The sequence below is a fragment of the Marinobacterium aestuarii genome (genome assembly GCF_001651805.1).
GTDB lineage: Bacteria > Pseudomonadota > Gammaproteobacteria > Pseudomonadales > Balneatricaceae > Marinobacterium_A > Marinobacterium_A aestuarii.
In genome coordinates this window covers 321,889-343,244 of record NZ_CP015839.1, presented here as the reverse complement: position 1 = coordinate 343,244, position 21,356 = coordinate 321,889, and the positions used below count along the sequence as shown (strand labels likewise).

The window sequence follows — 21,356 nt, the reverse complement described above, 5'->3', positions numbered from 1 at the left end:
GATTCCACTCTCCTGCTGTTATTAACCGCTGTTTTGAACTCTTGTATCCACTCTGCCCAGGTTGCCTGCGCCACCGGCCGGCTACTGGGTGCGATGAAAAGGCTTGCCCAGGGACATGGGCGCGTACAGCCGAACCCTGGCCTTGTCGCTCGACAGCAGTACCAGCACCAGGATGGTTACCACATAGGGCAGCATGGCCAGCAGGTTGGACGAAATACTCACGCCCATGCCCTGTACTATAAGATGCAGAATACTCGCCAGACCAAACAGGTAGGCGCCGAACATCACCCGCTCGGCACGCCAGCTGGCAAAGACCACCAGCGCCAGCGCAATCCAGCCACGCCCCGCCGTCATGCCCTCAGCCCAGAGCGGAGTATAGGCCAGCGACAGGTAGCCCCCCGCCAGCCCCGCCATGGCACCGCCAAACAGCACCGCCAGATAGCGCACCCGCATCACCGGCAGTCCGACCGCTGTGGCCGATTCCGGCGTTTCGCCGATGGCCTTGAGCATCAGGCCGGCCCGGGTGCTGCGCAGAAACCAGATCACGCCGGCAAAAAGCCCGAAGGACAGGTACACCAGCACATCATGATTGAACAGCAGGGGCCCGAGCAGCGGAATCTCGCTCAGCAGCGGAATGGGCAGCGCCTTGAAGCCCTGCACTGTCTGGCCGACAAAACTCTCGCCAATAAAGGCACTGAGACCTGCCCCCAGAATGGTCAGCGCCAGCCCGGTCGCCACCTGGGTCGCACTCAGGCCCAGCGCCACCAGACCAAACAGCAAAGCCATCAGGCAACCCGCCAGCATTGCTGCCAACACACCCAGAAACAGGCTGCCGGTGGTTGCGGCAACAATAAAGCCACAGACCGCGCCCACCAGCATCATGCCTTCCTGCCCCAGATTCAGCACGCCGGAACGCTCGCATACCAGTTCACCCAGCGCGACTATCAGCAGCGGCGTACCGGTACGGATCATGGCGTAGAGCACATTGATAATAAAATCGATATCCATGTCGGTCAGGCTCCTTCGGAGGCAGGCGCAGCAGCGCTGGCAGCCGCACGGCCAACCAGACGAATGCGGTAGTGAATCAGGAAATCGCACGCCAGCAGATACAGCAGCAACATGCCCTGGAAGAGTCCCGTCAGCGCCTGGGGCAGGCCCAGTTCGATCTGCACCATCTCGCCGCCCATGTAGACCAGCGCCATCAGCAGGCTGGCCAGCAGGATACCCACCGGGTGCAGCCGCCCCAGAAAGGCCACGATAATGGCCGCGTAGCCGTAGCCCGGCGATACCTGCGGCACCAGCTGACCTATGGGGCCTGTGACCTCAAGCACACCGGCCAGCCCCGCCAGGCCACCGCACAGCATCAACACGAAGATCACCAGGTGTTTTTCGTGATAGCCGGCATAATGCGCCGCCCGTGCATCCAGACCCAGCACCCGGATCTGAAAGCCAACAAAGGTACGACTCAGCAACACCCAGACCACCGCCACCGCCAGCAGCGCGAAGAGCACCCCTATATGCACCCGGGTACCGTCCAGCAGGGTGGGCAACAGGGTCGATTCGGAAAAGAGCGCAGATTCGGGGAAGTTGTAGCCATCCGGATCTTTCAGCGGCCCATGCACCCCATACAAAAGCACATTGAGTGCTATGTAGTTGAGCATAATGGTGGTGAGAATCTCGTTGGTATTGAAGTGCGTACGCAGCAGTGCCGGAATCAGGCCCCAGAACATGCCGCCCAACGCACCCGCCAGCAGCACCAGCGGCAGCACCCAGGCACCCTCGGCCTGCAGCAACTGCAGTGCCGCCCAGCTGCCGATCAGGGCACCGAACAGCAGCTGCCCCTCGGCACCTATATTCCACACCTTGGCGCGATAGCAGACCGCCAGGCCCATGGCACAGAGCAGAATAGGTGCCGCCTTGACCCCCAGCTCCGACAGGCCGTACAGATCGCTTAGCGGCATAACAAAGAACGTATAAAGCCCTTCGAGCGGACTTTGCCCCAGCAACAGAAACAACAGAGCCCCCGAGACCAGCGTCAGCACCGCGGCCAGTACCGGCGACAGATACCCCATCAGACGGGATTCGACCGGCCGCTTTTCCACTTTAAACATGGGATTCTCCCTGTGTTGGCCCAGTGCCCTGCGCGGTGTCAAAATCACCGGTCATCCAGCGCCCCACTTCGCCGATGCTGGTGTCGCTCACCGCTTTCAACGGCGACAGTTCACCATGACAAATGGCACAGATACGGTCGGATATTTCGAAAAGCTCGTCGATATCCTCCGAAACAATAAGAATGGCGGTGCCCGCATCACGCAGCTCGATCAGCGCCTTGTGGATGGCCACGGCCGCGCCTATATCCACCCCCCAGGTCGGGTGAGCGGCCAGCAGCAGCGACGGTTTCTGGCGGATCTCGCGACCGATAATGAATTTCTGCAGATTGCCGCCCGACAGGCTTTTGGCACTGGCATCTATGCCGCCACACTTGACCTTGAAGTCATCAACGATGCCCTGGGCAAAGTCCCGCGTCCGACCCCAGTTCACCAGGCCGTTTTTCACCAGGCCTGCACCAAAAGCCGTGAGCAGACCGTTTTCCGCCAGGCTCATGTCCGGTACCGCACCACGCCCCAGGCGCTCTTCCGGCACAAATGCCAACCCCTGATTGCGCCGCTGTAATGGCGGCAGCAGCGCTATGCGCCCGGCCGGTACACAGATCTGGCCCGCATCCTCGCCCAGGCGTTCGCCACTGAGTGCGGCCAGCAATTCATCCTGACCATTGCCCGCCACGCCGGCAATGCCAACGATCTCGCCCTTTCGCACCCGCAGATTGATGTTTTTCAGCCGGGTACCGAAGGGATCCAGGCTCTTGAGCGACAGGTCCCGCACCACCAGAAAGTCATCACCGCCCTCGCGCTTTTCATAGGTCGTACTGAGGGGGGTGTCTTCCCCCACCATCATGCGGGCGATGCTATGGGCGCTTTCCTCCACCGGCTTGCATTCACCGGTGACCCGGCCGCCGCGCAGAATAGTGGCGTTATGGCACAGGGCCCGCACTTCATTCAGTTTGTGGCTGATAAACAGAATGCTACAGCCCTCTGCGGCGAGCTGATTCAGCGTTTTAAACAGGCCTTCAACTTCCTGCGGCGTCAGCACCGAGGTGGGCTCATCCAGAATCAGCAGTTTGATGTCCTGGATCAGGCAACGCACGATCTCGACCCGCTGACGCGCGCCTATGGACAGCGAATGCACCAGCCGGTCAGGCTCCAGCGCCATGCCATAGCGCTCGGAGACCTCCCGAATGCGCCGCCCCAGCGCTTTCAGATCTCGAGCCTCGCGGGCCGGCAGACTCAGGGCGATATTTTCCGTCACCGTCAGGGTTTCAAACAGGGCAAAGTGCTGGAACACCATGCCGATACCAAGCGCCCGTGCCTGAGCGGGTTCGGCGATGTCAACCGGCCGGCCCTGCCAGTGAATTTCGCCTTCGTCGGGTTTCATCACGCCGTAGATCATTTTCATCAGCGTGCTTTTGCCGGCACCGTTCTCACCCAGCATGGCGTGAATCTCTCCCGGATACAGGTTCAGGCAGACACGATCATTGGCCAGAACACCGGGGAAGCGCTTGCTGATATTGCGCAGGGACAGCCTGGGCTGCGGTTGTGCTGTCGTCATAAAATCGTTCCATCATGGAATTGCCAGGTGGCGCGCACTGAGAATAGTTCATGCGCAGCCCTAGCGCCGAGCCCTGGCGCTACAGTGTCACTCTTGCACAGCAACCACCGTGCCAGCCTCTGCGCGCACCGCCCCTGGGTCGGCGGTACCACGCCTGAATCAAGGGCAAAGCCTGTTACTTTCTGACCTTTTAGTCAATTTCAAACTTTCCAGCGCCATCCCATCCGCTTGCACCGGGTTCCGGCCCCGCAGTAAAAGCGCACCTAAAGGGTGCCCACTGCTCGCTAGCGGGCAGCGCCGAATCGGGGCAGCTCCTCTCACAGCTTGTGGCATAATGCCGCTTTCGAATCTCCACGGAGCCCTGCCGGATGCGTATTCCGCGTTGCCACGAACCCCAGCCCATGAACCCCGGCGATACCCTGCTGCTGAGCGACAACAACGTGCAACACCTGGCCCGTACTCTGCGCATGCGTGCGGGTGATCAGGTCATGCTGTTTAATGGCGATGGCAGTGAGTGTCTCGCCACCGCGACCGAAGTGGACAAGCGCAGCCTGCAGGTACGCATTGAAAGCCAGGAAAGACCCAGCCGCGACAGTGCACTGCAGATACATATCGGCCAAACCCTGTCCCGTGGCGAGCGCATGGATTATGCCGTGCAGAAAGCCACCGAGCTTGGCATGGCGCGCATGACGCCGCTGTTCTCGGAGCGCTGCGAAGTTAAACTCAAGAGCGAGCGCCAGGACAAACGTCTGCGCCACTGGCAGCAGGTGGCCATCAGCGCCTGCGAACAGAGCCTGCGCTGCACAGTGCCGCAGCTGGATGCCCCGGAACCACTGGAGCACTGGGTCAGCAATGTCGAGGCGGACCTAAAGCTGGTGCTGCATCACCACAGCGCCTGCCCCCTGGGCGATCTGCCCCGCCCGTCGTCCATCGCACTGCTCATAGGCCCAGAGGGTGGCCTGACCGAAGCCGAGGTACAGCTGGCCATCACCGCAGGCTTTCAACCCGTGGCGCTGGGGCCCAGGGTACTGCGCACCGAAACCGCACCTGTGGTGGCCCAGGCCATTCTGCAAAGTTACTGGGGTGACTTGAGCGCTGGTTGAATCGTCGGCGGTGCTGGCTGCCACCGCCATCCATCGGTACACTTGCCCTATCAACAGGCTTACACAGGATGCACCCGCGCATGTCCATCAAGGTTGGCATCGTCATGGACCCCATCGAGTCCATCAACTTCAAGAAAGACAGTTCCCTCGCCATGCTCTGGGCCGCCCAGCAGAAAGGCTGGGAGCTGTTCTACATGGAACAGCAGCACCTTTACTCCCGCGATGGCCAGGCGCTGGCCGACATGGCGCCACTGCGCGTGGCCATGGATCCGGACAACTGGTTCACCCGGGGCGCATACAGCACCCGGCCGCTGGCGGACCTGGATGTAATCCTGATGCGCAAGGACCCGCCGTTCAACAACGAGTTTGTCTACAGTACCTACCTGCTGGAGCAGGCTGAGAAGCAGGGCACCCTGGTGGTCAATCCGTCGCAGCGGCTGCGGGACTTCAACGAAAAACTGTTTGCCACCCACTTCCCGCAGTGCTGCCCGCCGGTACTGGTAACCCGCCGCGATGACCTGCTGCGCCAGTTTCACGCCGAGCACGGCGATGTCATCTTCAAGCCACTGGACGGCATGGGTGGCAGCCAGATCTTTCGCATCCAGCCCGGTGGCGTCAACCTCGGTGTCATCATCGAGACCCTGACCAAATACGGCACCGAAACCATCATGGCGCAGAAATACCTGCCCGAAATCGCCCAGGGCGACAAACGTATCCTGATGGTGGACGGCGAGCCCGTTCCCTATGCCCTGGCGCGCATCCCCATGGCGGGCGAAACTCGCGGCAACCTGGCCGCCGGCGGTTCCGGCGAGGGCCGCGAACTGACCGAGCGTGATCGCTGGATCTGCGCCCAGATAGGCCCCACGCTGCGCGAACAGGGCTTGCTGTTTGTCGGTCTGGATGTCATCGGTGACTACCTCACCGAAATCAATGTCACCAGCCCGACCTGTATCCGCGAGCTGGACAAGCAGTTCGGGCTCGACATCGGCATGCAGCTGATGGATGCCATCGAGCGCAAGCTCCAGTCCTGAGGCGCCGTGTGAACAGGCTCACCACTGTGATCCCCGCCACCACCGGCCCTGCGCCGGCGGTGGGCATTATGGACCGGTTTGGCTTTACCCTCTTCGTCGCCATTGCGGTGCACGCCATTCTGCTATTGGGCATCAGTTTCTCGACGGCGGAATACAAGCCCCCGCGCAAGACACTGGATATCACCCTGGCACGCTTCGAGTCCGTAGAAGCCCCAAAAGAAGCCGACTTTATCGCCCAGGCCAATCAGCTGGGCAGTGGCACTGCCGAGACCAAGCGCGCGCCCTCGACGCTCGAGGACGCCCCCTTTCACAGCAACGAACAGCAGCAACAGGCCAGGCAGCAAAGCCTGCCACAGCCCAAAGCCCAGGAAATTGCACCCCAGCCCGTCCCAACACCAGCGCCGGCGCCTGAAATCGCCGAACCAAAACCCGTCAAGGCTACGCCCAAACCACAAAAAGTAGTCACCACCACTGCACCTGCCAAACAGAAGCAGAGCAGCCAGCCTGCAGCAGCAAAATCCGTTTCACCGCCACCGACACCGGGTGTATCGACCTCGCTGCTGGCCCGCAGCCTGGAAATTGCCAGCCTGCAGGCAAAGCTCGATCTGCAACAGGAGCAGTTTGCCAAGAAGCCCCGAGTACGCCGCCTCACTACCGCCGCCACGCTCAAGGGCAATGATGCGGCCTATCTGGATAACTGGCGCCGCGAGATCGAACGCTACGGCAATGATAACTACCCCACCGAAGCCCGCAAGCAGGACATCTACGGCAGCCTGCGCCTGCTGGTATCCATACTGCCGGATGGCAGCGTCCGCAAGATAGAAGTGCTGCAGTCTTCGGGCTACAAGGTGCTGGACGATGCTGCTGTACATATCGTACAGCTGGCAGCACCCTTTCAGGCTTTCCCGGTGGAAATGCGTAAAACCACCGATGAACTTGAAATAATTCGAACCTGGAAGTTTGAGAATCAGACCCGGCTGTACTAAGCCTTAGGTGAACCTCCCAAGCGATGCACGCCGATGTCTTTCAAGACCAGCAGTCTGCGCGACCAGTTCCTGATCTCGATGCCACACATGCACGATGCCCATTTCGAGCATACAGTGACGTACATCTGTGATCACAGCGAGTACGGTGCCATGGGCATTGTCATCAACCGCCCGCTCGACCTGCGCCTGGACGCACTGCTCAAGCATCTGGACACCGACGACGGCCTGCAGGTAAAGGACAACCGCCAGATCTACGCCGGCGGCCCGGTTCAGGAGGAGCGCGGCTTCGTGCTGCACCGCGCCCAGGACAGCCCCTGGCTGGCCACCTATCAGGTGAGTGATGAAATCTGCCTGACGACCTCCATCGATATTCTCGAAGCCATCGCCGCCGGCAAGAGTACGCCGGACGCATTGATCGCACTGGGTTATGCCGGCTGGGGTGCCGGACAACTGGAGCGCGAAATCAGCGACAACGCCTGGCTCAGCTGCCCGGCCACTCTCGACATCCTGTTCAAACTCCCTGCAGAACAACGCCTGCAAGCCGCTGCCTCCACCCTGGGTATCAACCTGGACCTGCTCACCGCCCAGGCCGGCCACGCCTGAGTATCAGGAGGCTGCCCGGCAATACTCAACCTACTGCGAGCCACCTGAGCTTGGCTGCTTTTTGTGCTATTTTTCGTTAAATAGAACCACTATTCGCCTTAAAACACCGCAAAAACCAGCTCAAATCAGCCGGCTCTCGCTACGGCCAGCATTATCGGACAGCCTCCCAACCTTTGACCCTATACCGGTGAACAGTCAAGCAGCTGTTAAGTTGTGACGTCAACTTGGCTATAATGGTGCGCGATTCTGACCCCCGCATCCCGTGCGGGCGCAGGACCTTCTCACCGCCCCCGGGCCATCAAAGATTGCGGGATTAAATGAGCGCAGACTGTCTTCAGGCATTAGCCTTCGACTTCGGAACCAGCCGTATTGGCGTCGCCGTCGGCCAGACCCTTACCGCCACCGCCACCGCCATTGCACCTGTCAGCGCACGCGACGGCATTCCCGACTGGGATCAGATCGACCGCATCGTGCAGGAATGGTCGCCCGACGCCCTGGTGGTCGGCATCCCCCTGAACATGGATGGCAGCATCAGCGACATGGCCCGCCGGGCACGCAAGTTCGCCAACCGCCTGCATGAACGCTATCAGCTGCCGAGCTTTCTGATGGATGAGCGCCTGAGCACACGCGAGGCCAAGGCGATTCACCGCGCCGCCGGTGGCGGCACCAACTACAAGAAGGAATCAGTGGACGGCATCGCAGCACAACTGATTCTTGAAAGCTGGTTTTCCTGCGAGCAACGCATTCCCAGCCAGTCACGACTGGAGGACCTCTATGACATCGGACAATCTTAGTGTCGACGCCTTGCTCGACAACATGGGCCTGCAGCTCAAATCCCTTCTGGAACAGCGCCAGATCAGCAACCCGCTGATCGTGGGCATCCGCACCGGCGGCGTCTGGCTGGCTGAGCGACTGCAGCAGCAACTCGCCCTGCAGGAACCCATTGGCATCCTGGATATTTCGTTCTACCGTGACGACTTCACCAAGAAAGGCCTCAACCCCAGTGTGCAGCCATCCCAGCTACAGGGCGACACCGAAGGCCGCCACATTATTCTGGTGGACGATGTCATCATGTCCGGCCGCACTGTGCGTGCAGCCCTCAACGAGCTGTTCGACTTTGGCCGACCCGCCTCGGTCATCCTGGTGACACTGCTGGACCTGCAACGCCGCGAACTGCCGGTACAGGCCGACGTTGTGGGCGCCACCCTGGTGCTGGGCCCCAACCAGATCGTCAAGCTCAGTGGCCCGCAGCCGCTGGAACTCACCATTCGTCAACGTACCTGATTCGGGCCGATATCATGTTTGAACATAACGATCCCAACCGGATACAGCTCAACAGCAACGGTCAGCTGCGCCATTTTCTGACCACCGAAGGCCTGTCCCGCGAACTACTGACCGAGATTCTCGACACCGCCGACTCCTTTGTCGACATGGGTGCCAAGCAGATCAAGAAAGTGCCGCTGCTGCGTGGCCGCACCGTGGTCAACCTGTTTTTCGAAGCCAGCACCCGCACCCTCAGCACCTTTGAACTCGCCGCCAAGCGCCTGTCCGCCGACGTGCTGAACCTCAACATCAGCACCTCGTCCACCTCCAAGGGCGAAACCCTGAAAGACACGCTGATGACGCTGGAAGCCATGCATTCGGACATGTTTGTGGTACGCCATGCCGATAGCGGCGCGGCCCACTTTATCGCCAGCCAGGTAACGCCTCATGTTGCCGTGATCAACGCCGGCGATGGCCGCCATGCGCACCCGACCCAGGCCATGCTCGACATGCTGACCATCCGCCGCCACAAGGGCAGCTTCGAGCCGCTGACATTCGCCATCGTTGGCGATATTCTGCATTCCCGCGTGGCGCGCTCGCAGATCCATGCCCTGCGTACTCTGGGCGCCAGCGAAATCCGCGTCATAGCCCCCAAGACGTTGCTGCCGCGCCATATCGAAGCCATGGGCGTTAAGGTCTTCACCGACATGCGTCAAGGGCTCAAGGATGTCGATGTCATCATGATGCTGCGCCTGCAAAAGGAACGCATGACCAGCGCCCTGCTGCCGAGCGAGTCCGAGTTCTACAAGCTCTATGGCATGACCACCGAAAAGCTGGCCTACGCCCGCCCCGATGCCGTCGTCATGCACCCGGGCCCGATCAACCGCGGCGTCGAAATAGAATCCGCCATCGCCGACGGCCCCCGCTCGCTGATTCTCGATCAGGTCACCAACGGCATCGCCGTGCGCATGGCCGTGATGTCCATGGCCATGAGCGGCCAGATGGTCGAAAAGCAGCTGCAGCAATCGGCCCCCGCCGCCAACTGACCACTACAGGAAACCACTCGATGAACATCAAGATAGCCGGTGGCCGTGTGATCGACCCGAGCCAGTCACTGGACAAGATCTGCGACCTGTATATCAGTAACGGCGTTATCGCAGCGCTTGGCGATGCACCGGCGGGCTTTGTACCGGACAGCATCCTGGATGCCACCGGCCAGGTGGTTTGCCCGGGGCTGATTGACCTCTGCGCCCACCTGCGCGAACCCGGCGCCACCCACAAGGGCAGCATCGCCCAGGAAAGCCAGGCCGCGGCCGCCGGCGGTATCACCACCCTGGTGGCAATGCCGACCACCAGCCCGATTGTCGATACCCCGGCGGTCGCTCAGCTGATCCAGGACAAGGCCCGCGCTGCCGGCAAGACCCGGGTGCTGCCCATAGGGGCTTTGACCCAGGGCCTTGCGGGCGAGCAGCTTTCGCCGATGCATGCCCTGGCAAGCTCAGGCTGCATTGCTTTCACTAACAGCCGCCGTCCCATTCGCAGCAGCCTGGTGCTGATGCGCTGCCTGGAATACGCCGCCACCCATGACCTGCTGGTGCTGTTTCAGGCCCAGGATGCAGAACTCGCCACCGGCTGCATGCACGACGACACCACCAGCACCCGCCTTGGCCTCGCCGGCATCCCGGAGGCGGCCGAAACGGTGGAGGTGGCCCGCTGCCTGATGCTGGTCGAGCAGACCGGCGCCCGGGCACATTTCGGCCAGATTTCCTGTGAACGCTCGGCCCGCATGATCATGGAGGCGCGCGAACGCGGCCTGAAGGTGAGCGCCGATATAGCAGTGCACCATCTGCTGCTCAGCGACAGCAACGTCAATGGCTTTGACAGCAACTTCCATGTGATCCCGCCGCTGCGCAGCCAGCTGGACCGTGCCGGCCTGCGCCAGGCGCTGCTGGCCGATGGCATCCAGGCCATCTGTTCTGACCACCAGCCGCATGATCCCATCGCCAAGCAGGCTCCCTTTGCCGCCACTGAGCCCGGAATCGCAGGCCTGGAGACACTGCTGTCCCTGAGTCTGATGCTGGTTGAGCAGGACCTGCTGGAACTGCCGCAGCTCATCGCCAAACTGACCTGGGAGCCGGCGCAGGTTCTGGGCATTGAGGCCGGCACGCTCGCAACAGGCGCCCGGGCAGATATCTGCGTGTTCGATCCAGCAGCGCGCTGGACGCCATCGGCGGCCAACACCCGTTCCGGCGGCGCCAACAGTCCTTTTATGGGCATGGAGCTGCGTGGCCAGGTGACCCACACCTTGCTGGGCGGCACTAGCGTGTTTCAACGCTAGTGCAGCCTGTCGGACTTAACACTGGTCTACTGCGGAAAAGCCCGACAGGCTGCCAGGCGGTGACGCGCCGTCCGGCGCCGCCGCCTTCACCCAGATCCACTCACCCCTTCGGGGGCAGCCTGCGGATTGATTTTCTCCTTTAATGTTCTAGGCTTAAGCGGCTTGCCTAACTCAGGGACGATCATGGCCGGATGCCTTCAAATCGATTCAATACCACACTAGGGCCATGCCCTTCCCGACATTCGTTCCCGTCCCTTAACCTGCAAGCGCAGGCCATCGAAATACCCGTGCTTTCACAGCCTGTGCGGCAGGCTGTACTGACCCAACCCTCAGCCAAGAAGGATTACTGAAATGCCTGCTTTCTGTCGATTGATAGTCTCACTGAGCCTGTTGTTTTTCACCGCATTACCAAGCCACGCCGATGAGGCAGTGAACGTGGACAAGCCGATACTGACCCTCAGCGGCGCCATCAGTCACACCAACAGTGACAGTGGCTATGCGTTTGACATGGCCATGCTTGAGCAGCTGCCACAGTACAGTTTCACCACCTCCACCCCCTGGTTCCCGGAGCCACACAAGTTTTCAGGCCCGCTCATGCGGGACATCCTGGCCAAGGTCGGCGCCCAGGGCGATACCCTTACGGCAATCGCATTGAATGACTACAAAGTCAGCATACCTATGGATAACAGCACCCGCTTCAACCTGATCGTGGCAACCCACAAGGATGACAAGCGCATGAGCGTACGTGATAAAGGGCCACTTTTTGTGCTCTATCCCTTTGATAATGAAAGTGAAACCCAGTCGCAGGTATACTACGACAGATCCATATGGCAGCTTAAGGCTATCCACATCGAGTAAACTCGCCGGAGCTACAAAGACAAGCACAGATGCAGTCAAACAAGAGTGTCACTTACTGGCTAATCCTCATAAGCGCCTCACTGCTGCTGGTGTTTTCCGGTGTGCTGTATCTGCAGTTTCACCACAGCCGGGTGCTCAGCAGCACAGTCCAGTACAGTGAAAGCAACGTCAGCTGGAACATTTTCCAGCTGCAATCCGAAGCATTGCGCTTCAACAATGCCATCTATACGGCGGTGCTGGATCCATCCGCCATGGATATGGATTATCTGCGCTTGCGATATGATCTTTTTTACAGCCGTGTCGACACAGTCCGATTCAATCCGGCCACAGACCAGCTGCTCAAAGGCACCCAGTACCTGTCAATAGTGCAGCGCATTGATGATTTCCTGCTAAACAACGAACCCTATTTCGCCCAAGACGACCCCCAGCCACTGAATCAAGCAGCCATAAATTCCATTCTGCAACAGCTTGAGCCCCTTCAGGCGAGCCTGAATGACCTCTCGCTCGCCTCCGTACACAAGTCGGGCCTTCATGCCGAAAACCGTGCCTCTGAAGTCCAGCGCCAGATTGCCATTAGCACCGGGTTGATCGTGTTTCAGCTAGTGCTGACGCTACTCTTCTTCTATATCGTTATTCGGCAGGTCAAGCAGCTGCAGGCCAGCCGGGAAGACCTGAGCCAGCTGGCCAATTACGATCCCCTTACACGCCTGCCTAATCGACGTCTGTTCCTCGACCGGCTGGAACAGGAAATCAAAAAGGCACATCGGACCAAAGACCGTCTGGCGCTGCTGTTTCTCGACCTGGATAACTTCAAGGATATTAACGACACCCTGGGGCACGAAGTCGGTGACTTGTTGCTGCAGGAGGCCGCCCGACGGCTCGGCGAATGCGTGCGTGAGTCCGATACGGTGGCACGCCTGGGCGGCGACGAATTCACCATTATTCTGAGTGATCTGGACGACACCCAACATGTCGCTGGCATAAGCCAGGCGATTTTAAAAACGCTCAGTGACCCGTTTGAACTCGATGGCCGGGAAGGCTTTGTGTCCGCCAGTATTGGCATTACGTTTTACCCCGACGATGCCGACGATGTGAACGCACTTCTCAAGAACGCCGACCAGGCCATGTACGTCTCCAAGGAACAGGGGCGTAACCGCTTCCACTACTTCACCGCCTCGATGCAGGAAGCGGCTCAGACCAAAATGCATCTGATCAATGACTTGCGCAGCGCCTTGGCGAATGAAGAATTCCAGCTGCACTACCAACCCATTATCGAGCTGGCCACCGGTACCGTGCAGAAGGCAGAGGCTCTGCTGCGCTGGAAGCACCCGCTGCGCGGCATGATCAGCCCACTGGAGTTTATCCCTGTGGCAGAAGAAACGGGGCTGATCATCGATATAGGCAACTGGGTCTTCCATGAGGCCGCCCGGCAGACACAACGATGGCGCCAGCAGCACCAGCCCGGCTTCCAGCTGAGTGTAAACACCTCGCCTCTGCAGCTTAGGGCCGATACAAACAGCCTGGAACGCTGGCGCAGAAGCCTCAAGTCCGTTGGGCTGCCCGGCAATGCCCTCGCCATCGAAATTACAGAAAGCCTGCTGATGGATGCCAGCTTTGCCAAGCGCCTCGTTGCGATTCACGCCATGGGGGTTGAGGTATCGCTGGACGACTTCGGTACCGGCTACTCATCCATGTCTTACCTGAAGAAATTCGACATCGACTACCTCAAGATAGACAAGTCCTTTGTTGCCAATCTGCGACCGGGGTCAAGTGACCTGGCCATCTGTGAAGCGGTTATCGTTATGGCCCACAAGCTGGGTATTATGGTCATTGCCGAAGGCATTGAGACACTTGAGCAGCAAAACCTGCTCCGGGCCATGGGCTGCGATTTCGGACAGGGCTACCTGTTCTCCCATCCAGTTCCGGCGGCCATTTTCGAACAGTTGTTCGAAGCCCGCTCCAAGCCCCTCACCGTCACAGGCCAGGGATAAACCAGGCAACAGTCCTTTACTGCGTGACAGCATCAACACTAACGAGAGATTTCAAGTGAACACAGTACTGATTACCGGCGCAAGCCGCAGGCTCGGCCTGTATCTGACCCAGGCCTTCCTTGAGCAGGACTGCAAGGTAATTGCCCTTACCCGCAAGGCCAGCGCAGAACTTGATGCCCTGAGCACGCAAAACCTGCAGGTCGTGCTGGCCGACTACAGCTGCGAAGCCTCCCTCGCAGCGGCCGTCGACAGCATTCGCAGCCACCATGAGGCGCTCTCGCTGCTGATCCACAATGCTTCACTGTTCGAAAAGGACGCCGCCCACAAGGATGACCTGTGCGGTTTTTACGACGAACTCTACCGGGTACACATGCGCCTGCCCGCCTACCTTAACGAAGCGCTCCAGCCACTGCTGTACAACGCAGCACAGCCCGGATGTATCATCCATATCACGGATATTTACGCCGACAACCCCAACCGGGAGTTCGGGCTCTATTGCAGCACCAAGGCGGCATTGGAGAACCTGACAAAATCCTTCGCCAAAAAATATGCCCCCGGTATCAGGGTAAACAGCATAGCCCCAGGCCCGCTCATGTTCCTGCCGAGCCACAAGGACGATGAAAAGAAAATGGTGCTCGATCAAACCCTGCTAGCGGGGGAATCCGGATTCGAGCCCATTCTTCAGGGCATAGGATTTATAGTCGATAACCAGTTTGTTACGGGCAGCAGCGTTAAAATAGATGGCGGCCGGTCGATCGGAAAAATTTGACCCAAAGAGTGCCACGCGGGCCTTATCTGATGATTCACACAACACCTGCTGCAAATAGCTTTCGCGGCAGTTGCTGAAAATATTCAGCGAGAACTCGCGACTGCACAGGATGATATCAATATCGCAGGTACGATCCTTGATACTGCGATTTTTGTCTGTGCGGTCCCGCCCGAGCATTTCTTCCACGCTGCAAAAGAATGCCTTGAGTGACTCCTGAGTCATATCACTTTCAATCACCGCCAGCGTATTGATAAATACCTTGTCGGTGACAATGCACTCGGGCTTGGTATAGGTGCAGGGGTAAACGAACGCCGTAGTGAAATGCTCCAGTAAAACTTCCAGGCACTTCGCAATATTAACCTCAGGATCTATATTGGAGCCAACCGACAGATAGTAATACATATGGTCTCATTCCCTGCCCAATCAGGGCTCTTTATTCTTAGTAATCAAACCGTTGCCATGGACTCACGAGCCAGATACAAGCCTCTGTAACAGGCGCTTCACCTGCGTCCATCAGCTACCAATGCTTGCTTGCAACCGAAAAATACTATGCCGTCACGCCTTTGAGCACCGCTGCTACCTGGCACCGCTGCCATAGCAGCACGACAAGCGCGGCCGTGGCCAGGGCACAGGCGATGAGTACCGCCACAAATCCAACCTGCTCAGCGATAGACCCCATAAAGAAGGCCCCCAGTGCCGGTACCCCAAGACTCACCACCGTCCAGATGCTCAGCACCCGACCGCGGTAGGCATCCGCCACACAGACCTGAATCAGCGCCTGACACCCCGTACCAATCATGGTCACGGCCATGCTGACCAGCATGATCATGAACCCCAGCCCCGCCAGGTCCCGCACCCAGACCACCAGCAGCACTGCCATCGAGCACAGTAGCAAGGAACCAAATACCAGCTGCAACAGGGTGCGCTCCTGTCCACGCATGCGCGACACTATGACCCCACCCAATACAGAACCAACACCGGCAAGCGCACTCAGGCTCGCCAGAGTACCGGCATCACCATTGATAAGGCGGCCCGAAATTGCCGGCAAAAGCTCCATGATGCTGCGACCGATCATGCCGTCCACCATGGTCAAAATCAGTACCAGCCGTATCAGCGGGGAATTGCGAATTACCACCAGCCCCTGGGACATGGCCGAAAGAATGGACTCGGCATGATGCTGCGCGCGCGGAACATGCACCCGGATGCGCAGCAAAAACAGCGACCCCACCCCAAACAGGGCCGAGACCAGCAGGAAGGCTGCTGCGGTGGATACAGAGATCAGCAGCCAGGCGCCCAGCGCCGGCCCTATAATGCGTGAGAGGTTGTAAGTAATGGACGCCAGCCCCACGGCACTGGGCAGAGAGGGCCGCGGCACCAGATGAGGCAACAGCACAAGGCGCATGGGGTGCTGGGCGGCGGAAACCACACCGAGCATAAAGGCCAGGCACAATATCCAGTTCAGCGAGAATACGCCCTGGAAATTGGCAACCGCAGCGCTGACGCTAATCACAGCTTCACTCAGATAGGCCACCAGCATTCCCTGGCGCGGATCAAGACGATCCGCCAGCACCCCAAACACCGGCGACAAAAAGAACGTAGGCAACAGCATGGCGGCGCTGACAGCACCGACCCAAAGCGGTGACTGCGTCAGATCCCAGGTGCTCCAGCCAATCAGAAACCGGGTAATCCAGGTCGCCAGCGTCAGAAAGGCACTGCCACCGAAATAAAGACAGAAAATACGGGATGAAAACGCCGACCGACAGCTCGGTCGGCTTTCAATGCGTCGTTGAAAAGCCATACTTATCCATAGCTTATTATTATCATTACACTCTACTGCTTTCCTGGCCCCTTAGCCATCCGAAAAGGCTTCAAGTCACAGACAACACGCTGTGATTACAGTAACTTACATAAAAACTGTGTTACTCCCAGCCCGCTAGAATCTAGCCGATCAGAAATAAAAATGGAGCCCAGCGGCTCCATTTTTATGGGGTCGTCAATACGACGATTTCAAGCAGATCGAGGGCTACATGGTTTTTATGTCGATATCGCCCTTCTCGTTCAGATAGTCATCCTCTTCCTGCAGCAGGAAGGAGCTATCGTCTGGCGGTGCCGCCAGGTCCGGGTTGGTATCCGCACTGAGCTTGATCATCAAACGCAGGTCGTTGGCGGAGTCGGCATGGGCAAGCGCCGTATCGTAAGTAATGGTGCCCTGCTTGTACAACTCGAACAGCGCCTGATCGAAGGTCTGCATGCCCAGGTTAGTGGATTTCTTGATGACTTCCTTGATCTCATGCACATTGGCCTTGCGAATCAGATCGGAAATCAGCGGCGTATTAATCATGACCTCAATCGCGGCCCGCCGCCCCTTGCCATCAGTGGTAGGCAGCAGCTGCTGCGCCACTATGGCCTTGAGGTTGAGCGACATGTCCATCCAGATCTGACTATGGTGCTCCGGCCCAAAGAAGCTGATGATGCGATCCAGCGCCTGGTTGGCATTGTTGGCGTGCAGTGTCGCCATACACAGGTGGCCGGTTTCCGCAAAGGCCAGACCATGCTGCATGGTTTCCTTGGAGCGAATTTCACCCATCAGAATCACGTCCGGCGCCTGGCGCAGGGTGTTCTTCAGGGCCACATCAAAGCTTTCCGTATCGATACCCACTTCACGCTGGGTAATGATGCTCTCCTTGTGATCGTGGATGTACTCGATCGGATCCTCGATGGTGATGATGTGACCACGGCTATGCCTGTTGCGATAGTCGATCATGGATGCCAGCGAGGTGGACTTACCGGTCGAGGTGCCGCCGACAAACAGAATCAGTCCGCGCTTGGTCATGGCCAGATCTTTCAGCACCGGCGGCAAATTCAGCTCCTCCATTGAGGGGATGTGCGTCGCGATGCGGCGCAGCACCATACCCGGCGAGTTGCGTTGCATAAAGGCGCTGACTCGAAAGCGCCCCATGCCGCGGGCACTGATGGCGAAGTTACACTCATTGGTGCCTTCAAACTCAGCCAGCTGCTTGTCGTTCATGGTGCTGTACACCAGAGAACGCACCTGCGACTGGGTAAGTGGCTCCTTGGTGAGCGGCTTGATGGTCCCGTCTACCTTGATGCTCGGACGGGCGCCCGCGGTCACGAATAAATCCGATGCGTCGCGGTCGATGACTACTTTCAAAAGTTGTGTAAAGTCCACTGCCTGTTACCCCGAGCCTTGTACCCGTCAGAAACCCTGCGGATTCTTTGCTTTTTCCCGCGCAAGGTCGCGCGAAATCAGTCCTTTTTTCAACAGTTCCAGCAACGCCTGATCCAGCGTTTTCATGCCATAGGCCGCGCCGGTCTGGATAGATGAATACATCTGAGCAACCTTGTCTTCACGGATCAGGTTACGTATGGCCGGTGTGCCTATCATGATCTCATGCGCCGCCACGCGGCCGCCGTTGGTCTTCTTGAGCAGCGTCTGCGAGATAACACCCTGCAGCGACTCCGAAAGCATGGAGCGCACCATCGATTTTTCCGCCGCCGGGAAAACGTCGATCACACGGTCGATGGTCTTGGCCGCCGATGTGGTGTGCAGCGTGCCAAAAACCAGATGCCCGGTTTCCGCCGCCGTGAGCGCCAGGCGAATGGTTTCAAGATCTCGCATCTCGCCCACCAGTATAACGTCGGGGTCTTCACGCAGAGCCGAGCGCAGAGCATTCGAAAAGCTTTTTGTATCACGGTGCACTTCACGCTGGTTGATCAGACACTTCTTGCTCTCATGCACAAACTCGATCGGATCCTCGATAGTGAGAATATGATCGGTGCGCTGGTCATTGATGTAATCCACCATGGCCGCCAAGGTGGTGCTTTTACCAGACCCCGTCGGCCCGGTGACCAGCACCAGACCGCGGGGCTGGGACGCCATATCCTGAAACACCTTGCCCATCCCAAGGTCTTCCAGTGTCAGTACGCGGCTGGGAATGGTACGAAAAACCGCGGCAGCACCGCGATTCTGATTGAATGCATTGACACGAAAACGCGCCAGGGATGGCACTTCAATCGAGAAATCGACCTCGAAGTTGTCTTCGTACTCTTTGCGGACCTTATCGTTCATGATGTCGTATATCAGCGACTGGACAGCCTTGCTATCCAGGGCTGGCAGCTTGATACGACGGACATCGCCATCGACACGAATCACCGGAGGCATACCGGCCGTAATATGCAGGTCGGAAGCCCCTTGCTGCACCGCAAACGATAGTAGTTCGGTTATATCCATAGCGTTCGGCACCCGGTACCACTTCCATTGGAGCCCCTATTTCTAGCAGAATAGCCCAGTCAATCCAATGGCCGACGGCGCTAAAAGCAGGGTATGAAAAATATAGTAGACAATATTTGCGCTGTACGCGCACAAATCACTCGCGCGGCGCATCTTACCGAGCGCCCGCCCCAGAGCATACAGTTACTGGCTGTCAGCAAGACACGCCAGGCCGACGAACTGCGCCAGGCGTTCGCCGCCGGCCAGCACGCTTTCGGCGAGAACTACCTGCAGGAGGGCCTGGACAAGATTGCGGCACTGGCCGACCTTGCCATCGAATGGCATTTTATTGGCCCCATTCAGTCCAATAAAACCCGCCAGATTGCCGAGCACTTCCACTGGGTGCACAGTGTTGACCGGCTCAAGGTGGCACGCAGGCTGTCCGAGCAGCGCCCACCCGGCTTGCCGCCCCTGAATGTCTGCCTGCAGGTCAACATCAGCGCCGAGGCCAGCAAATCGGGCTGCCTGCCCGATGCTGTGCTCGAACTCGCAAGGCAGGTTGCGCAACTGCCCGGCCTGCAACTGCGCGGGCTGATGGCCATTCCCGCCGTCAGCACGGATGCGCAACTGCAACAGCAGGCCTTTGCCGCCCTGCGCACCCTGCTGCAGCAACTGCAAACCGAACTGCCGCAGCTGGATACCCTGTCGATGGGCATGTCCGGTGACATGGAAGCTGCCATCGCCGAAGGGGCCAGTATTGTGCGTATTGGCACCGCCATTTTTGGCCCCCGCACTTACCCCTCAAATACCCAGGAAGACTCACTATGAGCACGCAACCAACTGTTGCCTTTATCGGCGCCGGCAACATGGCCCGCGCCATCATCGCAGGACTACTGCACAACGGCTATCCGGCCACCCGTATCTGGGCCACCGGCACTCAGGCAGCAAAACTGGCCGATCTCGATACGCTAGGCATCCACACAGGCACAGACAACAATGCCGCCGCGGCCGCCGCGGATATCCTTATTCTGGCGGTCAAGCCGCAGATGATGAAACAGGTCTGCGCACCGCTGCGCGATGCTGTGATGCAGCGGCGCCCGCTGATCGTTTCGGTGGCCGCCGGCATCGCCTGTGACAGCCTGGATCTCTGGCTGGGCGGCGATAACGCCGTGGTGCGCTGCATGCCCAATACCCCATCCCAGGTGCAAACCGGTGCCAGCGGCCTGTACGCCAACGAGAGAGTCTCGCAGCTGCAGAAGCAGCAGACCGAACTGTTGCTGGGGCACGTTGGGTTGGCACTCTGGGTGGAACGCGAAGAACTGATTCATGCCGTGACGGCCGTGTCAGGCTCCGGACCGGCCTATTACTTCCTGTTCATGGAAGCCATGATCAGCGCCGGCGAAAAGCTGGGGCTGGATCGCGACACCGCCACCGCCCTGACACTGCAGACCGCCCTGGGCGCCGCCCGCATGGCTGGCACCAGCGACCTGACGCCGGCGCAGTTGCGCCAGGCCGTGACCTCACCCAAGGGCACCACCGAGCAGGCCATACTGACATTTCAGCGCGCCGGGCTCGATACCCTGGTGGAGGATGCCATGCAGGCCTGCGCCAACCGCTCCAGAGAACTGGCAGACCTTCTGCGGGACTGACAGCGCATCGCGCTGCCCGCGCGGTTCATTCATCGCGCGAAAGGCTCTATACTTGCCAGCAAATCAACAGCTTGAATCTAAGGCGGCGAAACGGCCATGGGACAGGATCCGATCCTTCTGATCATCCGCACAATCGGCGAACTCTATGCATTTATCGTCGTCTTGCGCTTCTTACTGCAGCTGGCCAAGGTGGATTTCTACAACCCCATCAGCCAGGCCGTCGCACGGCTGACCAGCATTCCACTGGCGCCGCTGCAACGGGTCATCCCCCGGGCGGGCTCCGTGGACCTGTCGGCGCTGGTGCTGGCCTATGGCGTCAAGCTGCTGACACTCTTCCTGCTGCTGCTGGTCGCGGGGCAAAGCCTGCCCATCACCAGCCTGCTGCTGTTTGCCCTCGCCGGCCTGCTGAATACCCTGCTGACCATCGCCTTCTGGGCCGTCATAGGTGCGGTTATCATCAGCTGGATAGCGCCCAACAATTATCACCCTGCCCCCCAGCTGCTCCTGCAGCTGACCGAGCCGCTGTTTGCCCTGGCCCGCAAGGTGATTCCGCCCATTGGTGGACTGGACCTGTCGCCGATCCTGATTTTCCTGGCCATTCAGATCATGCAGTCCCAGGTCAGCCGCCTGGTCATGTAGGATGGCGGCCTAGGCCTGCTACCGCCAGTGGCACGGAGATCACCTGCTACTGAGCCGTCATCTGTGATCCAGGGTTTCAAAGGACGGGGTCTGCGGCCAGCATGGCCACAGTCTGACAATACGCATCAGGCTGCCGGCCCGGATAGCACCGGACATGGGAATCAAGCCCCTGCGCTAAGCCCCTGACCATGCAGTTTTTGCCCCGGGTTATGCGCCGCTTCTACGGTCC

General features: G+C 59.2%; 21 protein-coding genes. 14 read left to right on the top strand and 7 right to left on the bottom strand.

Annotated elements, in window-relative coordinates:
- Nucleotides 1-81: 81 nt before the first annotated feature.
- The 3 genes from A8C75_RS01495 to A8C75_RS01485 are packed head-to-tail and all read right to left on the bottom strand — an operon-like array spanning nt 82 to nt 3,666.
- Complete coding sequence (locus A8C75_RS01495) at nt 82-1,008, bottom strand: ABC transporter permease (RefSeq protein WP_067377105.1); 927 nt, start codon at nt 1,006-1,008, stop codon at nt 82-84.
- A 5-nt stretch (nt 1,009-1,013) separates the two neighbouring features.
- A complete protein-coding gene (locus A8C75_RS01490; RefSeq protein ID WP_067377102.1) occupies nt 1,014-2,111 on the bottom strand; it encodes an ABC transporter permease in 1,098 nt (365 codons plus the stop codon).
- On the bottom strand, nt 2,104-3,666 hold the full coding sequence (locus A8C75_RS01485) for an ABC transporter ATP-binding protein (protein WP_067377099.1): 1,563 nt from the start codon (nt 3,664-3,666) through the stop codon (nt 2,104-2,106). Before A8C75_RS01485 ends, A8C75_RS01490 begins: the two co-directional genes overlap by 8 nt.
- 368 nt (nt 3,667-4,034) lie before the next feature.
- Between A8C75_RS01485 and A8C75_RS01480 the strand changes: the two genes are divergently transcribed.
- From A8C75_RS01480 to A8C75_RS22870, 11 genes are all read left to right on the top strand, one after another.
- A complete protein-coding gene (locus tag A8C75_RS01480) occupies nt 4,035-4,769 on the top strand; it encodes a 16S rRNA (uracil(1498)-N(3))-methyltransferase (RefSeq protein WP_067377096.1) in 735 nt (244 codons plus the stop codon).
- Nucleotides 4,770-4,849: 80 nt separating this feature from the next.
- Nucleotides 4,850-5,800, top strand: coding sequence for a glutathione synthase (gshB, locus tag A8C75_RS01475; protein ID WP_067377093.1), 951 nt, complete (start codon nt 4,850-4,852; stop codon nt 5,798-5,800).
- A gap of 8 nt (nt 5,801-5,808) precedes the next feature.
- Nucleotides 5,809-6,786, top strand: coding sequence for an energy transducer TonB (locus A8C75_RS01470; RefSeq protein ID WP_227819806.1), 978 nt, complete (start codon nt 5,809-5,811; stop codon nt 6,784-6,786).
- A gap of 33 nt (nt 6,787-6,819) precedes the next feature.
- Nucleotides 6,820-7,389 (top strand): YqgE/AlgH family protein, encoded by a 570-nt coding sequence (locus A8C75_RS01465; protein WP_067377090.1) that lies wholly within the window; start codon nt 6,820-6,822, stop codon nt 7,387-7,389.
- Between the two features lie 317 nt (nt 7,390-7,706).
- Complete coding sequence (ruvX, locus tag A8C75_RS01460; RefSeq protein ID WP_067377087.1) at nt 7,707-8,183, top strand: Holliday junction resolvase RuvX; 477 nt, start codon at nt 7,707-7,709, stop codon at nt 8,181-8,183.
- Nucleotides 8,164-8,673, top strand: a complete 510-nt coding sequence (gene pyrR / locus A8C75_RS01455) for a bifunctional pyr operon transcriptional regulator/uracil phosphoribosyltransferase PyrR (RefSeq protein WP_067377084.1) — start codon at nt 8,164-8,166, stop codon at nt 8,671-8,673. Before ruvX ends, pyrR begins: the two co-directional genes overlap by 20 nt.
- Nucleotides 8,674-8,687: 14 nt before the next feature.
- A complete protein-coding gene (locus tag A8C75_RS01450) occupies nt 8,688-9,698 on the top strand; it encodes an aspartate carbamoyltransferase catalytic subunit (RefSeq protein WP_067377081.1) in 1,011 nt (336 codons plus the stop codon).
- A 20-nt stretch (nt 9,699-9,718) separates the two neighbouring features.
- Nucleotides 9,719-10,990: a dihydroorotase gene (locus A8C75_RS01445; protein WP_067377078.1), complete on the top strand. Its 1,272-nt coding sequence runs from the start codon at nt 9,719-9,721 to the stop codon at nt 10,988-10,990.
- Between the two features lie 435 nt (nt 10,991-11,425).
- Nucleotides 11,426-11,848: a putative pterin-binding protein gene (locus tag A8C75_RS01440; protein ID WP_227819805.1), complete on the top strand. Its 423-nt coding sequence runs from the start codon at nt 11,426-11,428 to the stop codon at nt 11,846-11,848.
- A gap of 29 nt (nt 11,849-11,877) precedes the next feature.
- Nucleotides 11,878-13,839 carry a putative bifunctional diguanylate cyclase/phosphodiesterase gene (locus A8C75_RS01435; protein WP_067377072.1) on the top strand — a complete coding sequence of 654 codons (1,962 nt, stop codon included), beginning with the start codon at nt 11,878-11,880 and terminating at the stop codon, nt 13,837-13,839.
- Nucleotides 13,840-13,894: 55 nt separating this feature from the next.
- Nucleotides 13,895-14,608 carry an SDR family NAD(P)-dependent oxidoreductase gene (locus A8C75_RS22870; RefSeq protein WP_157890194.1) on the top strand — a complete coding sequence of 238 codons (714 nt, stop codon included), beginning with the start codon at nt 13,895-13,897 and terminating at the stop codon, nt 14,606-14,608.
- On the opposite strand, the gene A8C75_RS01420 is transcribed toward A8C75_RS22870, so the two are convergent.
- The 4 genes from A8C75_RS01420 to A8C75_RS01405 form a co-directional block, all read right to left on the bottom strand.
- Nucleotides 14,489-15,010, bottom strand: a complete 522-nt coding sequence (locus A8C75_RS01420; RefSeq protein WP_067377063.1) for a 2-amino-4-hydroxy-6-hydroxymethyldihydropteridine diphosphokinase — start codon at nt 15,008-15,010, stop codon at nt 14,489-14,491. The two genes, A8C75_RS22870 and A8C75_RS01420, sit on opposite strands and share 120 nt — an antisense overlap.
- 145 nt (nt 15,011-15,155) lie before the next feature.
- Nucleotides 15,156-16,406, bottom strand: coding sequence for an MFS transporter (locus A8C75_RS01415; protein ID WP_084783647.1), 1,251 nt, complete (start codon nt 16,404-16,406; stop codon nt 15,156-15,158).
- A 225-nt stretch (nt 16,407-16,631) separates the two neighbouring features.
- On the bottom strand, nt 16,632-17,798 hold the full coding sequence (locus A8C75_RS01410; RefSeq protein WP_067377060.1) for a PilT/PilU family type 4a pilus ATPase: 1,167 nt from the start codon (nt 17,796-17,798) through the stop codon (nt 16,632-16,634).
- Nucleotides 17,799-17,825: 27 nt separating this feature from the next.
- Nucleotides 17,826-18,860 (bottom strand): type IV pilus twitching motility protein PilT, encoded by a 1,035-nt coding sequence (locus tag A8C75_RS01405; RefSeq protein WP_067377057.1) that lies wholly within the window; start codon nt 18,858-18,860, stop codon nt 17,826-17,828.
- 93 nt (nt 18,861-18,953) lie between these two features.
- Here A8C75_RS01405 and A8C75_RS01400 point away from each other — a divergent pair, with 93 nt between their 5' ends.
- The 3 genes from A8C75_RS01400 (at nt 18,954) to A8C75_RS01390 (ending at nt 21,127) form a co-directional block, all read left to right on the top strand.
- Complete coding sequence (locus A8C75_RS01400) at nt 18,954-19,667, top strand: YggS family pyridoxal phosphate-dependent enzyme (protein ID WP_067377054.1); 714 nt, start codon at nt 18,954-18,956, stop codon at nt 19,665-19,667.
- Entirely contained in the window at nt 19,664-20,488 is an 825-nt protein-coding gene (gene proC, locus A8C75_RS01395) for a pyrroline-5-carboxylate reductase (protein ID WP_067377051.1), read from the top strand. The genes A8C75_RS01400 and proC overlap by 4 nt, the downstream gene beginning before the upstream one ends.
- Nucleotides 20,489-20,584: 96 nt before the next feature.
- Nucleotides 20,585-21,127 carry a YggT family protein gene (locus A8C75_RS01390; protein ID WP_067377048.1) on the top strand — a complete coding sequence of 181 codons (543 nt, stop codon included), beginning with the start codon at nt 20,585-20,587 and terminating at the stop codon, nt 21,125-21,127.
- The last annotated feature ends 229 nt before the right edge of the window (nt 21,128-21,356 follow it).